Here is a 14,799-nt window from a genome sequence, read left to right on the forward strand (position 1 = left end):
TACCCAATTGCTTGACAAGCTGAAATATTCAGACGCATTATTGTTTCAGCATCTGAAGCATTTGGAGGATCACGCTCATGTCCGCACCGCTGCCGACCACCAGCCGCGAATGGCACCTCGTCGCCCGCCCCCAGGGCTGGCCCACCCCCGACGACTTCGCGCTCCGCGAGGCCGCGCTGCCCGAGCTCGGTGACGGCCAGATCCTCGTCAAGAACCTCCACTTCTCCGTCGACCCGTACATGCGCGGCCGGATGAACGACGTGAAGTCCTACGTCCCGCCCTTCCAGCTGGACCAGCCGATGGACGGCGGCGCGGTCGGTGAGGTTCTTGCCTCGCGCGCCGAGGGCTTCGCCGTCGGCGACCACGTCCTGCACGGCCTCGGCTGGCGCGAGCACGCCGTCGTGGACGCCGCCCGCACCGCGCGGGTGGACGCCTCGCTCGCCCCGCTCACCGCCTACCTCGGCGTCCTCGGCATGCCGGGCCTGACCGCGTACGCGGGCCTGCTCGCGGTCGCCGACTTCAAGGAGGGCGACGCCGTCTTCGTCTCCGGCGCGGCCGGCGCGGTGGGCAGCGAGGTCGGCCAGATCGCCCGCCTCAAGGGCGCCTCCCGGGTCATCGGCTCCGCCGGCTCCGACGAGAAGGTCCACCTGCTCACCGAGGAGTACGGCTTCGACGCCGCCTTCAACTACAAGAACGGCGACGTCACCGAGCAGCTCAAGGCCGCCGCCCCCGACGGCATCGACGTCTACTTCGACAACGTCGGCGGCGACCACCTCGAAGCCGCCATCAGCACGCTCAACGTCCATGGCCGGGCGGCCATTTGCGGCATGATCTCGATGTACAACGCCACCGAGCCGAGCCCCGCCCCGCGCAACTTGGCCCTGGTGATCGGCAAGCGCCTCCGCCTGGAGGGCCTGCTGGTCAGCGACCACCAGGCGCTGCAGCCGCAGTTCGTCGAGGAGGTCTCCGCCTGGATCCGCTCCGGCGAGCTGAAGTACAGCGAGACCAAGGTCTCGGGCATCGAGAACGGCGTCGAGGCGTTCCTGGGCCTGCTCCGCGGCGCCAACACCGGAAAGATGATCGTGAGCCTGGCCGACTGAGGCCCGGCGGACCGCAGGGTCCGGGCGGGCGCCCGGACCCTGCCGGACGCTTCCGCCCCGCCGCCCAGCCGCCCTCGCCTGGTCGCGGAGACGGCGGGGAGCGCGCGGCCCGGGTGGTGGGGCTGCCGGCAGGCGCCCCTCGCCGCGGTGCACCGACCGGCCCGGCCTCCGCACTGTGAGACTCGCCTCCCGTCCTCGCCCCGCGGCCCGTTAGGCTCATCGACAAGCCGTCGCGATGAGTGGGCGCGAGTCGCGGCGAACCACAGGAGGATTGGTATGTCCATCCAGACCGTCGACGTCGTCTACACCGCCGTCGCCACCGCCGAGAACGGCCGCGACGGCCGCGTCGCCAGCGACGACGGCAAGCTCGACGTCGTCGTCAACCCGCCCAAGGAGCAGGGCGGCAGCGGCGCCGGCACCAACCCCGAGCAGCTCTTCGCGGCCGGCTACAGCGCCTGCTTCCAGGGCGCGCTCAGCGTCGTCGGCCGCCGTGAGAACGCCGACGTCTCCGGCTCCCGGGTGACCGCGAAGGTCGGCATCGGCAAGACCCCCGAGGGCGCCTTCGGCCTCGCCGTCGAGATCGTCGCCTCGATCCCCAACGTCGACGCGGCCACCGCGAAGGACCTCGTGGAGAAGGCGCACCAGGTGTGCCCCTACTCCAGCGCCACCCGCGGCAACGTCGAGGTCACGCTGACCGTCGCCTGAGGCGTTTCGGGCCGCCGAGGCGCCTGACCGGCCGCCTTCGGCACCGGTGGCACGAGGGCCGCATCCCGTCAGGGGGTGCGGCCCTTCGCCGTTCCCGTCCCCGTTCCGCGGCCACGCCGACCGTTCCCCGTGACGCAGGCCACAGGGGCGGAGTCTTGACGCAACCGCCGTGTAATCGATTTCGTAGCCCTCACGCGCGACGCGTAATCGATTACACGACGCACCCCGTGAGCGGCGGGACGGCAGAGCGACAGAGCGACAGGACGGCGACGGAGCCATGGCGAACATCAAGGACGTGGCGGAGCGGGCGGGAGTCTCCGTCGCCACGGTCTCCCGGGTCCTCAACGGCAACAGCCCGGTCGCCGAAACCCGCGAGCGGGTGCTCGCCGCCGTCAAGGAGCTGGGCTACCGCCCCAACAATGTCGCCCGCGCCCTGCGCACCGCCCGCACCGGCACGCTCGGCCTGGTGATCAGCGACCTCACCAACCCCTTCTTCACCGAACTGGCCGACGCCGTCGAGGACGCCGCCCGCGGCCTCGGCTACAGCCTCGTCATCGGCAACGCCGGCGAGCGCCCCGCCCAACAGGACGACTACATCCGCACCCTGCTCGACCGCCGCATCGACGGCCTGCTGGTCAGCTCCGCCGGCACCGGCTCGGCGATGCTCGGCGAGGTCGTCGCCTCCGGCACCCCGCTGGTCCTGCTGGACCGCACCGTCCCCGGCATCGACGCCCCCTGCGTCCGCGCCGACGGCCGGGCCGCACTCACCGACCTCGCCGCCCACCTCGCCGCGCTCGGCCGCCGCCGCCCCGCGATCATCGTCGCCCCGGCCGGCACCCCCACCGGCGACGAGCGCCTGGAACGCTTCCGCACCGCCCTGGCCGACCACGGCATCGCCCTGCCCGACGAGCGCGTCGGTGCCACCCCCGACCTCCAACCCAGCGGCGGCCGCCGGGTGATGCGCGACTTCCTGGACCTGCCCGAGCCGCCGGACGCGGTCCTGGCCACCGACAACCTCATGGCGCTCGGTGCGATGGACGAACTCCGCGCCCGCGGCCTGCGGGTCCCGGACGACGTGGCGCTGGTGGTCTACGACGACGTGCCGTGGTTCGCGCACACCGACCCGCCGCTGACCGCCATCGCCCAGCCCACCCGCGACCTCGGCCGGGCCGCCGTGCAGACCCTGCTGGCACGCATCGAGGGCCGCCCCGCCCCCGACGTGCTGCTGCCCGCCCACCTGGTGCCGCGCCGCTCCTGCGGCGAACCGCCGACCCTCTGACCACACCCGCCCCACCGGCACCGGAACGCACCGGTCCGACCAGCAAGCCCGCCCCGCCGGGGCCCACCGCAGAGCCACCGCCCGGGCACCGCGCCCGGACACCACCCGCCAACCGAGGAACCCACCAAGGAGAGAGGGGCAGCGCATGACCGGCGTCAACGACGACGTACCGGGCGGCCGCGAACTGCTGCGCGTCGAGGGGGTGACCAAGGCGTTCCCCGGCGTCCGCGCACTGGACGGCGTCGACCTGACCCTGCGCGCCGGCGAGGTGCACGTCCTGCTCGGCGAGAACGGCGCCGGCAAGAGCACCCTGATCAAGATGCTCTCCGGCGCCCACCGCCCCGACAGCGGCCGCATCCTCGTCGCCGGGGGCGCGGGCCGCCCCCCGGCGAACACCGGGGAAGGCGAGCCCGACGCGCTCCGCGAGGTGCGGATCCGCTCCGCGCAGGACGCCGAGCGGCTCGGCATCGCCACCATCTACCAGGAGTTCAACCTCGTCCCCGGGCTGACCGTCGCCGAGAACGTCTTCCTGGGCCGCCAACCGCGCACCGCGCTCGGCCTGATCGACAAGAAGACGATGCGCGCCCGCGCCGCCGACCTGCTGCGCCGGGTGCGGCTCGACGTCTCCCCGAACACCCCGGTCGCCGAACTCGGCATCGCCCGGCTCCAAATGGTGGAGATCGCCAAGGCCCTCAGCCTCGACGCCCGCATCCTGATCATGGACGAGCCGACCGCGGTGCTCACGTCCGAAGAGGTGGAGACGCTCTTCGGCATCGTCCGCGAACTGCGCGAGGCCGGCGTCGGCATCATCTTCATCACCCACCACCTCGACGAGATCGGCGCCCTCGGCGACCGGGTCACCGTCCTGCGCGACGGCCGCTCGATCGACGAGGTGCCCGCCGCCACCGGCGAGGAGCAACTGATCCGGCTGATGGTCGGCCGGGACATCGCCGAGCAGTACCCGCGCCGCCGCTCCGACGCGCCCGGCCCACCCCTGCTGCGCGTGCGGGGCCTGACCCGGCACGGTGCCAGGACGACCGGCGGCGCTCCGGCCCGGCCGGTCTTCGAGGGCATCGACTTCGAGGTCCGGGCCGGCGAAGTGGTGGGTCTGGCCGGACTGGTCGGCGCCGGCCGCACCGAGGTCGCCCGCGCCGTCTTCGGTGTGGACCGCTACGACGCCGGCACCGTCGAGGTGGCCGGCGCCCGGCTGGTGCGCGGCGACGTCCGGGCCGCGATGCGGGCCGGGCTGGGGCTGGTGCCCGAGGACCGCAAGGGCCAGGGGCTGGTCCTGGACGCCTCGCTCCAGGACAACCTGACGCTGGCCCGGCTCGACCGGGACACCCGCGGCGGGCTGGTCGACCGGCGCGGTCAACGACGCGAAGCGGCCGCCGTCGCCGAGCAGTTGAAGGTCCGGATGAGCGGCCTGGGGCAGTCCGCCCGCACCCTCTCCGGCGGCAACCAGCAGAAGATCGTCATCGGCAAGTGGCTGCTGGCGAAGACCCGGCTGCTGATCCTGGACGAACCGACCCGCGGCATCGACGTCGGCGCCAAGGTCGAGATCTACCAGCTCGTCAACGAGCTGACCGCGGCCGGCTGCGGGGTGCTGATGATCTCCAGCGACCTGCCCGAGGTGCTGGGCATGAGCGACCGGGTGCTGGTGATGGCACAGGGCCGGCTGACCGGGGAACTCCCCGCCGCCGACGCCACCCAGGCCGCCGTGATGGAGCTGGCGCTCCAGTCCCCGCACGGCACCGGGGACGGCACGCACACCAACGAGAGCGCGATGGAGGGCTCCGATGTCCGCTGACGTGAAGACAGCAGCCGCCCCGAAGGCGGCGGGCGGGGGAGCGGCCCCGGACGGCTTCGGGCCGTGGTTCTCCCGGGCCGTGCTGCGCAACGGTCCGCTCGGCGGCCTGATCGCCCTGGTCGTGGTGATGGCGGTGCTGTCCCGGGACTTCCTCAACGGGCAGAACCTCCTCAACGTCGGCGTGCAGGCGTCGGTCACCGCGATCCTGGCCTTCGGCGTCACCTTCGTGATCGTCTCGGCCGGTATCGACCTGTCGGTCGGCTCGGTCGCCGCGCTCTCCGCCACCGTCGTCGCCTGGGCCGCCACCAACGAGGGACTGCCGGTCTGGCTCGCGGTGCTGCTCGGCCTCGCGGTCGGCGCGGCCGCCGGACTGCTCTCCGGCGCCCTGGTCGCCTACGGTCGACTGCCCGCCTTCATCGCCACCCTGGCGATGCTGTCGGTCGGCCGCGGCCTGGCCCTGGTCCTCTCAGGCGGCACGCCGATCCCCTTCCCCGACGCGGTCAACGCCCTCGGTGACACCCTCGGCGGCTGGCTGCCGGTGCCCGTCCTCGTCATGATCGCAATGGGGCTGATCGCCGCACTGGTCCTGGCCCGGACCTACTCCGGCCGTGCGATGTTCGCGATCGGCGGCAACGAGGAGGCGGCCCGCCTCTCCGGCATCGACGTCAAGCGCCGCAAGCTCGTGATCTACGCGCTGTCCGGGGTGTTCGCCGCCGTCGCCGGCATCGTGCTGGCGGCCCGGCTCACCTCCGCCCAGCCGCAGGCCGCGAGCGGCTACGAACTCGACGCCATCGCCGCCGTCGTGATCGGCGGCGCCAGCCTCTCCGGCGGCTCCGGCAAGGCGTCCGGCACCCTGATCGGCGCCCTGATCCTCGCCGTGCTGCGCAACGGCCTCAACCTGCTGAGCGTCTCGGCCTTCTGGCAGCAGGTCGCCACCGGTCTGGTGATCGCGCTCGCCGTCCTCCTGGACACCCTGCGGCGCAGGAGCGCGCGATGAAGCGGCGCACGGCACTGCTCGGCGCGGCCCTCGCGGTCGGCGCCCTCGCCCTGACCGGCTGCGACCGCGGCGGCAACACCGACCTCGGGCTGGCCCTGTCCACGATGAACAACCCGTTCTTCGTCGGCATCAAGAAGGGCGCGCAAGCCGAGGCGGACGCCCGCGGACTGCACATCAACATCACCGACGCGCAGAACGACCCGATGCAGCAGATCAACCAGATGGAGACCTTCACCAGCCAGCAGGTGAAGGCCGCCATCATCAACCCGGTGGACTCCGACGCCGCCGTCCCCGCCGTCGGCGTCGCCAACCGGGCCAAGGTGCCGGTGATCTCCATCGACCGCGGCGTCAACGGCGGGCAGGTGGGCTCGACCATCGCCTCCGACAACGTCGCCGGGGGCCGGCTCGCCGCCAAGACCCTCGCCGAGGCGCTCGGCGGGAAGGGCAAGGTGGCCTTCCTCGAAGGCCAGCCCGGGACCTCCGCCGCCCGTGAACGCGGCCAGGGCTTCGAGGAGGGCATCAGGCAGTACCCCGGCATCGAAGTCGTCGCCCGGCAGCCCGCGGACTTCGACCGGACCAAGGGCATGGACGTGATGTCCAATATGCTCCAGGCACACCGCGACATCGGCGGGGTGTTCGCCGCCAACGACGAGATGGCACTCGGCGCCTCCAAGGCACTGGGCGCCCGCGCCGGCAAGGACGTCAAGGTGGTGGCGTTCGACGGGACCCCGGACGGGGTCGGCGCCGTCCGCGCCGGCACCCTGACCGCCACCGTCGCCCAGCAGCCCGAACTCCTCGGCAAGCAGGCCGTGGACTGGGCGCTCAAGGCGGCCCGCGGCGAGCGGCTGCCCCGGACGGTCAAGGTGCCGGTCGTGCTGGTGACGGCGGCCAACGCCGCCCGCTTCGGCGGCTGACCCGGCCGCCCGGCGGCGGCACGCAGGAAGAAACGGAAGAACGGCGTATGGACACGAGAGAACGACGCCCGGACAGAGAAGAGGAACGGCGCATGTACGACGTCCTGGTGGTCGGCTCGGCCAACGCGGACCTGACCGTACGGGTGACCCGGCGCCCCGGAGCGGGCGAGACCGTGCTCGGCACGGACCTGGTGGAGTCGGCCGGCGGCAAGGGCGCCAACCAGGCGGCCGCGGCGGCCCGGATCGGCGGGCGCACCGCGCTGCTGGCCCGGGTCGGCGGCGACGCCTACGGGGAGCTGCTGCTCGCCGCCCAGCGCGCCGCGGGCACCGACGTGGCGCCCGTCATCGTGGACGCGGACGCCCGCACCGGCACCGCGATGATCATCGTCAGCCCGGACGGCGACAACAGCATCGTGGTCTCGCCGGGCGCCAACGCCGCGCTCACCCCGCAGGACGTGGCCGCCGCCCAGGACGTCATCGCGGCCTCCGCGGTGCTCTCCCTCCAGCTGGAGATCCCTATGGAGACCGTGCGGGCGGCCGCTGAGGCCGCCGAGGGGGCCGGCACCCGCGTCGTCCTCAACCCCTCGCCGACCCCCGAGGACCTCGACCGCGCACTGCTGTCGGCGGCCGATCCGCTGGTGGTCAACGAGCACGAGGCCCGGCAACTGTCCGGACGCACCGACGGCACCCCCGCCGAGTGGGCGGCCGCCCTGCGTGAGCGGGGCGCCCGCTCGGTCGTGGTGACCCTCGGCGGCGACGGCGCGCTGGTGCTGGACGACTCCGGGACGACCACGGTGCCCGGCGTCAGGGTCGAGGCCGTGGACACCACGGGCGCCGGCGACGCCTTCACCGGTGCGCTGGCCACCCGGCTGGCCGGCGGCGCCGCTCTGGCCGACGCGGCTCGCTTCGCGGTGCGCGTCGGCGCGGCAGCCGTCACCAAGCCCGGCGCGCAGCCCTCGTACCCGACGGCCGAGGATCTGGCCCGGCTGCCGGAGCCGCCCGAGCAGCCGTAGCCGCCCGGACGGGACGGGGCCGACGGGGCGGCGCGGCACGGTGGTTGACCACCACGCCGCACCGCCCCGTCGGCCCCGTCCGTGCCTCACCGCTCGGCCCCCGCGCCGTGCGCAGCGGCCGCCCCGCCCACGTGCGTGACGCCGCCGGAGCACCGGGCCGCCGGCTCGTCGCCCAGCTCCTGGGGGCCGTACGGCGCGTGCTCCGCGCCGGTCGCCAGCGCCCAGTAGCGGTCGCCGTAGGACCAGTGCCACCACTCGGTGGGGTAGTTGACCAGGCCCGCCCCGCGCAGCGCCGCGGACAGGATCCGGCGGTTGGCACGGGCGGCGGGCGTCAGCTCCGGAGCGGAGGTGTAGCAGGCGCCGCCGCTCTCCTCGGGGGAGGCGTTGATCGGCGTCCCCATGTCGACCGCGTCGCCGTCCGCCGTGACCAGCGTGAGGTCCACGGCGCCGCCCGCGCTGTGCGGGGCGATCTCCGGCGGGGACACGTAGCGGCTGGCGGCGCGGTGGATCCGTGCCGCGTCCCAATCGGGGTGGGCGGCCCGGAGCTCGTCCGCGTACTGCGCGAAGTACCGACGCTGGAGGGCCGGTGGCCGGTACCCCTCCACGAACTGCAGCCGCAGCCCGGCCGGCAGCGCTTCCTGGGCGGCCAGCAGCCGCCGCAGCACCCCCTCCCGCAGGTGGGCGAACGCCCCCTCCCCGGCCGCGCCGTCGGCTCCGGCCTTGAGTCTGTCCACCGACAGTCCGGGCGCGGCGTCCCGCACGTCCACCAGCGGCTCACCGCACTCCCGCACCGGCACCGCGGCCACCGCCGGGTCGGCCATCAGCGTGATCGCGTCCCGCACGTCGCTCAGCACCAGCTGTGCGCCCTCCCCGTCCGGCCCGGCGGACGCCGCCGCCACCCGCTCGCCGGACGGCAGCCAGCAACCGCTGAGCCCGGCGCCCGGTCCGGGGCTCCCGACGCCGATGCCGTTGGCGAGCACCACGTGCAGCCCGTGCGTGCGCGCCAACTCCGCGTACCGCGCGACCCGTTCGCCGTCGCCGTGGAACGCGCTGGACAGGTACACCCGGCAGCCGTCGGCCGCGGCTCGCTCCGGCACTTCGGCGAAGGAGTTGTCGAAGCAGGTGGCGAGCGCGAAGCGGATCCCGCCCAGCGTGAACCGGCCGTGCGTGGTGCCCGGTGCGAACACCGCACTCTCGCCCTCGGCCACGTGCCGCTTGTCGTAGCGGGTGAGCAGGGTGCCGTCCGGCCCGTAGACGAAGGTGGCGATGGTGGGCTTCGCCCCGTCCGCACCGCTGCGACCGGGGGCGTTGACCACCGCGGCGACGCCGGCCGCGCGGCATGCCGCGCGCACGGGGGCCAGCCGAGGGTCGTCCGGAAGCACCGTCAGCGCCACCGGATCGGCGGCTATCGGGCCGAGGTCGTAGTGGGTCAGGGCCAGCTCGGAGAAGACCACGACCCCCGCACCGCGCTCGCCGGCCTCGGTGACGAGGCCGGCCATCCGCGCGGCGTTGGTGGCGATGTCGCCCGGTACGGAGGGGAATTGTGCGGCAGCAACGATCATTTCTCCATGATGCCCGCCGCCGCTCCCACCCGCGGCGGCCTGTGGATAACCGCCCCCGCCCCGGGGGCCCGCCCCGCGCTACGGCGCCGTGTCGCCGTCGCCCTCCTGCGTCTCCCCGCCGCCGAGCAGCCCCAGGAAGTCCCGGAACGCCGCCGGCATGTCGACCCGCTCCGGATCCAGCAGCCACTGGAGTTGGAGCCCGTCCATGACCGCGACCAGCAGCGGGGCGGCCCGTTCCGGGGTCAGGCCGCCGGGCAGGGTCTCGCCGAACTCGGCCCGCAGCGCCCCGGCCAGCGCCTCGCGCACGCCCCGGAAGCGCGCCTCGAAGAAGGCGCGTGCCGGGTGGTCCTCGGTGACGCTGTCGGCGGACAGCACGGTGTACGCCTGGACGATGCCGGGGCGGGTGGCGTTGTAGTCGACGAGTTGGGCGAGCGTGCCGGTGCGCCAGGAGCCGGACGCCGCGGCGGCCGCGTCCCAGCGGTCGCGCGCCTCCAACACGCCGACCAGCAGCAGTTCCTTGGTCGGGAAGTGGTGGAGCAGCCCCTGCTGCGTCAGTCCGGCGCGCTCGGCGACGGCGGCGAGTGACGTCCGGCGGTAGCCGCGCTCGGCGATCAGCTCCATGGCGGCTTCCAGGATCGCCGCCCGCCGCTCCGCGCGCTGCACCTTCCGCCCGCCGCCGGTCCGTCGGGAACCGCGGCCCGCGTCCTGCCCTCGTGCACTCACCGACCGAGCCTAACCCTCCGGCCCCGCCCCTCCGACGCCCACGACGCATGAGTAACGGAAACACAACAATGCCTACCTCCCGCTCGGCGTGGGGGCGAGAATGCGGCCAGGGGGTCCGCACGTCCACGCAAGGGAGCGCCGCACATGACCGACCAGTCGCCCGCCCGCCACGCCGAGCCCGGCCCCCGCACCGCCGCCGACCCCGCCGCCGACCCCCGCGCCGACACCGGGCCCCACGACTACGCCGCCGTGGTGGAACGGGCCTTGGGCGTGCTCGACCTGGACACCAAGGCACGGCTGCTCTCGGGGCAGGACATGTGGAGCCTGCCGGCCGTCCCCGCGATCGGGCTGCGGTCGCTGGTGATGTCGGACGGGCCGATCGGCGTCCGCGGACGGCAGTGGAGTGCGGAGGACCCCTCCGTGGCGCTGCCCAGCCCCACGGCCCTGGCCGCCACCTGGGACCCGGAACTGGCTCGCCGGGCAGGCCGGTTGCTGGCTCAGGAAGCCCGCCGCAAGGGCGTCCACGTGCTGCTCGCGCCGACCGTGAACCTGCACCGCTCGCCGCTGGGCGGCCGCCACTTCGAGTGCTACGCGGAGGACCCGCTGCTGACCGGGGTGATCGGGGCGGGGTACGTGCGGGGCGTGCAGGACGGCGGCGTCGGCACCACGGTCAAGCACTTCGTCGGCAACGACGCCGAGACCGACCGCTTCACCGTCGACAACCGCATCGCCCCGCGCCCGCTGCACGAGCTCTATCTCGCCCCGTTCGAGCACATCGTGACCCACGCCCGCCCCTGGGGCATCATGACCGCCTACAACCAGGTCAACGGCTCGACGATGACCGAACACCACCACCTCGTCTCCGAGGTGCTGCGCGGGGACTGGGGCTTCGACGGCTGCAACGTCTCCGATTGGACGGCGGCCCGGAACACCGTCCGCGCCCTGCGTGCCGGCCTGGACATCGCCATGCCCGGGCCCCGCACCGTCTTCGGGGCCCCGCTCGCGGCAGCCGTCCGCGCGGGCGAGGTCGCCGAGTCCGAGGTGGACACCGCGGTCCGGCGGGTGCTGCTGCTTGCCGCCCGGACCGGCTGCCTGGACGGGGTGCCGCCCGCGGTGGCCCCGTCCGACGTCCCGCACGGCGTCGACGGCCGGGCCATCGCCCGCGAGCTGGCCCGCCGCGCCGTCGTCCTGCTGCGCAACGCACCGGTGGCGGCGCCCGGCGGCGGAGCCCGCCCGATGCTGCCGCTCGACGCCGCCGCCCTGCGCCGGGTCGTCGTGATCGGTGCGGCCGCCCGCGACGCCCGCGTCCTCGGCGGCGGCTCGGCGACCGTCTTCCCCGCACAGATCGTCTCCCCGCTCGCGGGTCTGCGCGCGGCCCTGCCCGACGACGTCGAGGTCGTCTTCGCGACCGGCGCCGACCCGCGCACCCGGGTCCCGCACGCCCGCGAGGGCTTCACCCTGCACGCCCGCTACCTCACCGCCGAGGGCCGACTGCTCACCGAGACGCCGCAGTTCGACGGCAAGGTCCAGGTGCTCGGCAGCTTCCCCGGCGGTGTCACCCGGCAGGAGCTGCACGCCGTCGAACTCACCGGCAGCTTCACCCCGCGGACCACCGGCACCCACACCCTGGCGGTGGCCGGCGCCGGCCGGCTCCGGCTGACCCTGGACGACCGGGTCCTCTTCGACGGCGACGGAGCCGGGGCGGCGGGCACCGACCCCTTCGAGGCGTTCATGCAGCCTGCCGAGCACCGGCTCGCCGCGGAGCTGACCGCCGATCAGGAGGTGGCGCTCACCCTGCGCTTCGTGCCGCACGGCCTCGGGCTGGGCGAAGGGATGGACGCCCTGAACTTCGTCCTCGGCCACGGCGAACCGCAGCTCGACGGAGACGCCGAGATCGTGGCGGCCGTCCGGGCGGCGACCGGGGCGGACGTCGCGATCGTGGTCGTGGCGACCACCGAGGAGGTCGAGTCGGAAGGGTTCGACCGCACCGACCTCCGGCTGCCGGGCCGGCAGGACGAGTTGGTCGCCCGGGTCGCCGCCGCCAACCCCCGCACCGTCGTGGTGGTCAACTCCGGCTCCCCGGTGGAGCTGCCCTGGCGCGAGGCGGTCCCGGCGGTGCTGCTGAGCTGGTTCCCCGGTCAGGAGGCCGGGGCCGCGCTCGCGGACGTCCTGCTCGGCGACCACGAACCGGGCGGCCGGCTCCCCACCACCTGGCCGGCCCGGCTCGCCGACGCCCCGGTCTCCACCGTGACCCCCACCGACGGCACCCTCCCCTACGCGGAAGGGGTGTTCATCGGCTACCGCGCCTGGCAGCGCACCACCACCGCCCCCGCGTACCCCTTCGGCCACGGACTGGGCTACACCCGCTGGGAGTACGAGTCCCTGGACGCCACCCCCGACTCCGTGTGGGTGCGGCTGCGCAACACCGGCGACCGCCCCGGCCGCGAGGTCGTCCAGATCTACCTCGCGCCGGCTGACGACACCCCCGGCGCGCCGGAGCGCCCGGCACGCTGGCTGGCCGGCTTCGCCACCGTCGAGGCGGGGCCCGGCGAGAGCGTGGAGACCGAGATCCCGCTGCCGGGGCGCGCCTTCGAGATCTGGTCGGAACCGGACGGCGGTTGGCGCCGGATCCCGGGCCGCTACACCGTCGCGGCGGCCCGCAGCAGCGCCGACGTCCGGCTGACCGCGCAGATCACGGCTGGCTGAGCACCGAGACGTCGCCACCGCTGGTCCGGGCGGATATTTTGTGCGCCGAGCCCTCGTCCGTGCCGACGGACACCTTGCGGCTGCCGCCGCTCGTCTCCGCGTCGACGGCGTAGGTGCCCTTCGGGACGTGGAGGGTGACGTCGCCCCCGCTGGTCCGCCCCGAGACGTCGTCGGGCACCGCGCCCAGCGTCATCTCCACGTCCCCGCCGCTGGTCTTCACCTTCGCCGTGCGGGCCTTGGTGTCCTCGACGGTGATGTTGCCGCCGCTGGTGTCCGCGGTGATCCCGCCGGAGGCGCCGCGGACCGTGACGTCCCCGCCGCTGGTGTGCAGGTCGACGGAGGCGGTGCGCGGCAGCAGCACGCGGTACGCCACCTCGCAGTGCTGGCCCATCGCACAGTCCTCGGCGGTCAGCGTCAGCCGGCCGTCCTTGAGGGTGTGCGTGGTCTTCGGCTTGGACCCGTCGTACGTCACCTTCTCCGTGACCTTGACGGCGCCGCCGGCGTCCACCGGGACGATCTCGATGTTGCCGCCGTGGCTCGTCGCCGACAGCGAGCTGACCGCGCCGTCGACCCCGTACGTCCGCTCGGCGGTGGTGCGCGGGCCGCCGACGACCAGGGAGCAGCCGGTCGTCAGCAAGGTCAGGGCCGCACAGGGCAGGACGAGATGGGCGGCGCGGAGTCGGGCCATGGTGATTCCCCCGAGGCAGTGGTGACGGTGCGGTACCGAGCGGCATTCGCTCGACCTTCATCGTCCCGCGCCCCCACCCCGTCCACGTCGCCGCACGGTATGACCTTCGCCGTCACCGCACGGTATGACCCCCGCCCCGTCGCCCTTAGGGGTTCCCCCGAGACCGGGGCGGGCCGACCGGGTCGGGCCGACCGGGGCCGACTCATCCGGCGGAGGCCGCTTCGCCCTTCGGGGGGTCTTCCTTGCGGGTGATGGTCTTGAAGGCCAACTCCGCCAGTTCCTGCTGGCCCTGGAGCCCCGGGTGGAACCAGTCCCAGGTGCTCAACTGCTGCCCGGTGAAGCGGTAGTCGAAGACCGACCGGTCGAACCGGCACAGCTGGTCCTCGGCGCAGACCTCCGCCAGCGCCTCGTTGTACGCCATCACCCGCTCCCGGACCAGCGTCCGCCGGTCCTGCGCGGGCTTCGTCACGTCGTCCGGGTCGCGCAGCATCGACCCGCAGATGCCCAGCTTCCACACCTGCTTGCCGAGCGGGTTCTTGCGCCCCTCGGACCACAGCCGCAACAGGTCCGGCACGGCCGCGACGTACACCTGGGTGCGCGGCAGGGCGCGCCGCAGGGTCTTCATGGACCGTTCGAACCCGGCGCGGAAGGCGGCGGGGGAGGTCATCGCCCGGACGTCGCTGCGGCAGGCGTCGTTGGCGCCGATCAGGACGGTGACCAACTCGGGCCGGCGGGCCGCCGCCGAGGTGATCTGCTGCGGCAGGTCGCTCATCAGGGCGCCGGTCCGGGCGTAGTTCCAGCTGTGCGCGGCCGGGTCCTTCGGCAGCAGCCGCCGGGCCAGGCTCTTGACCTTGGGGCTGGTGCCGGTGGACCAGGAGACCTCGGGGCAGTCGGAGAGCACGGTGCAGGCGTCGAAGCCGACGGTGATGGAGTCGCCGAGGGCGGCGATCGAGGCGGGGTCGGTCCGCCAGACGGGCGTAGGTTTCGCGCTCGGCTTGACCGCGGCGCGGCCGTGCGGGGCGGAGCCGTCACCGCAGGCGGCAAGGGTGGCCAGCAGCGCGCAGACCGTCGCCGAGGCGAGGGCGGCACGGGTCGCCGGGCGGGGTCGCCGGGGGCGGGCGGGTCGATCGTTCGTCGTCATCCCCTGTCCCCTCCGGCGTGCGAGTGATATCTCTTCGGGTACCGACGGTACGTCACTTCCGGTCCTGCACCGCGCGGTAGCTTTGCCCCGTGCCTGCCGGGCGGTGACCCGAAGTGGCACCTGCAGTCGGCACAGACAAATTACAACACGTCATTTCCTGTCCC

10 protein-coding genes and 1 pseudogene are annotated in these 14,799 nt (G+C 74.1%); 7 read left to right on the forward strand and 4 right to left on the reverse strand.

Translation table 11 applies throughout. The annotated features are described in order from the left end of the window. Positions 1-77: 77 nt before the first annotated feature. From ACLJT4_RS27545 to ACLJT4_RS27570, 6 genes and pseudogenes are all read left to right on the forward strand, one after another. Positions 78-1,100: an NADP-dependent oxidoreductase gene (locus ACLJT4_RS27545; protein ID WP_411126171.1), complete on the forward strand. Its 1,023-nt coding sequence runs from the start codon at positions 78-80 to the stop codon at positions 1,098-1,100. A gap of 276 nt (positions 1,101-1,376) precedes the next feature. Further along, positions 1,377-1,805: an organic hydroperoxide resistance protein gene (locus ACLJT4_RS27550; protein ID WP_411126173.1), complete on the forward strand. Its 429-nt coding sequence runs from the start codon at positions 1,377-1,379 to the stop codon at positions 1,803-1,805. A gap of 277 nt (positions 1,806-2,082) precedes the next feature. Continuing rightward, positions 2,083-3,084, forward strand: coding sequence for a LacI family DNA-binding transcriptional regulator (locus ACLJT4_RS27555; RefSeq protein ID WP_411126175.1), 1,002 nt, complete (start codon positions 2,083-2,085; stop codon positions 3,082-3,084). 145 nt (positions 3,085-3,229) lie between these two features. Further along, positions 3,230-4,891: a sugar ABC transporter ATP-binding protein gene (locus tag ACLJT4_RS27560; protein WP_411126177.1), complete on the forward strand. Its 1,662-nt coding sequence runs from the start codon at positions 3,230-3,232 to the stop codon at positions 4,889-4,891. Then, positions 4,881-6,802, forward strand: a pseudogene (locus tag ACLJT4_RS27565) (substrate-binding domain-containing protein). Before ACLJT4_RS27560 ends, ACLJT4_RS27565 begins: the two are co-directional and overlap by 11 nt. A gap of 92 nt (positions 6,803-6,894) precedes the next feature. Then, positions 6,895-7,815 (forward strand): ribokinase, encoded by a 921-nt coding sequence (locus tag ACLJT4_RS27570; protein WP_411126179.1) that lies wholly within the window; start codon positions 6,895-6,897, stop codon positions 7,813-7,815. An 86-nt stretch (positions 7,816-7,901) separates the two neighbouring features. Here the strand turns inward: ACLJT4_RS27570 and ACLJT4_RS27575 are convergent, their stop codons facing one another. Next, positions 7,902-9,377, reverse strand: a complete 1,476-nt coding sequence (locus ACLJT4_RS27575; protein ID WP_411126181.1) for a nitrilase-related carbon-nitrogen hydrolase — start codon at positions 9,375-9,377, stop codon at positions 7,902-7,904. A 78-nt stretch (positions 9,378-9,455) separates the two neighbouring features. Further along, a complete protein-coding gene (locus ACLJT4_RS27580; protein WP_411126183.1) occupies positions 9,456-10,100 on the reverse strand; it encodes a TetR family transcriptional regulator in 645 nt (214 codons plus the stop codon). Between the two features lie 144 nt (positions 10,101-10,244). Between ACLJT4_RS27580 and ACLJT4_RS27585 the strand changes: the two genes are divergently transcribed. Continuing rightward, positions 10,245-12,806, forward strand: a complete 2,562-nt coding sequence (locus ACLJT4_RS27585; protein ID WP_411126185.1) for a beta-glucosidase family protein — start codon at positions 10,245-10,247, stop codon at positions 12,804-12,806. Here the strand turns inward: ACLJT4_RS27585 and ACLJT4_RS27590 are convergent. After that, positions 12,793-13,494 carry a DUF4097 family beta strand repeat-containing protein gene (locus tag ACLJT4_RS27590; RefSeq protein ID WP_411126187.1) on the reverse strand — a complete coding sequence of 234 codons (702 nt, stop codon included), beginning with the start codon at positions 13,492-13,494 and terminating at the stop codon, positions 12,793-12,795. The genes ACLJT4_RS27585 and ACLJT4_RS27590 overlap by 14 nt on opposite strands. A 202-nt stretch (positions 13,495-13,696) precedes the next feature. Further along, positions 13,697-14,635, reverse strand: a complete 939-nt coding sequence (locus tag ACLJT4_RS27595; RefSeq protein ID WP_411126189.1) for an SGNH/GDSL hydrolase family protein — start codon at positions 14,633-14,635, stop codon at positions 13,697-13,699. Positions 14,636-14,799 lie beyond the last annotated feature (164 nt).

It is taken from the genome of Streptomyces sp. x-19, assembly GCF_046549115.1.
GTDB lineage: Bacteria > Actinomycetota > Actinomycetes > Streptomycetales > Streptomycetaceae > Streptomyces > Streptomyces albulus_C.

Coding starts and splice junctions, on each gene's coding strand:
- ACLJT4_RS27545 (WP_411126171.1), top strand. CDS start 78: ATGTCCGCACCGCTGCCGACCACCAGCCGCGAATGGCACCTCGTCGCC.
- ACLJT4_RS27595 (WP_411126189.1), bottom strand. CDS start 14,635: ATGACGACGAACGATCGACCCGCCCGCCCCCGGCGACCCCGCCCGGCG.
- ACLJT4_RS27570 (WP_411126179.1), top strand. CDS start 6,895: ATGTACGACGTCCTGGTGGTCGGCTCGGCCAACGCGGACCTGACCGTA.
- ACLJT4_RS27560 (WP_411126177.1), top strand. CDS start 3,230: ATGACCGGCGTCAACGACGACGTACCGGGCGGCCGCGAACTGCTGCGC.
- ACLJT4_RS27590 (WP_411126187.1), bottom strand. CDS start 13,494: ATGGCCCGACTCCGCGCCGCCCATCTCGTCCTGCCCTGTGCGGCCCTG.
- ACLJT4_RS27555 (WP_411126175.1), top strand. CDS start 2,083: ATGGCGAACATCAAGGACGTGGCGGAGCGGGCGGGAGTCTCCGTCGCC.
- ACLJT4_RS27575 (WP_411126181.1), bottom strand. CDS start 9,377: ATGATCGTTGCTGCCGCACAATTCCCCTCCGTACCGGGCGACATCGCC.
- ACLJT4_RS27585 (WP_411126185.1), top strand. CDS start 10,245: ATGACCGACCAGTCGCCCGCCCGCCACGCCGAGCCCGGCCCCCGCACC.
- ACLJT4_RS27550 (WP_411126173.1), top strand. CDS start 1,377: ATGTCCATCCAGACCGTCGACGTCGTCTACACCGCCGTCGCCACCGCC.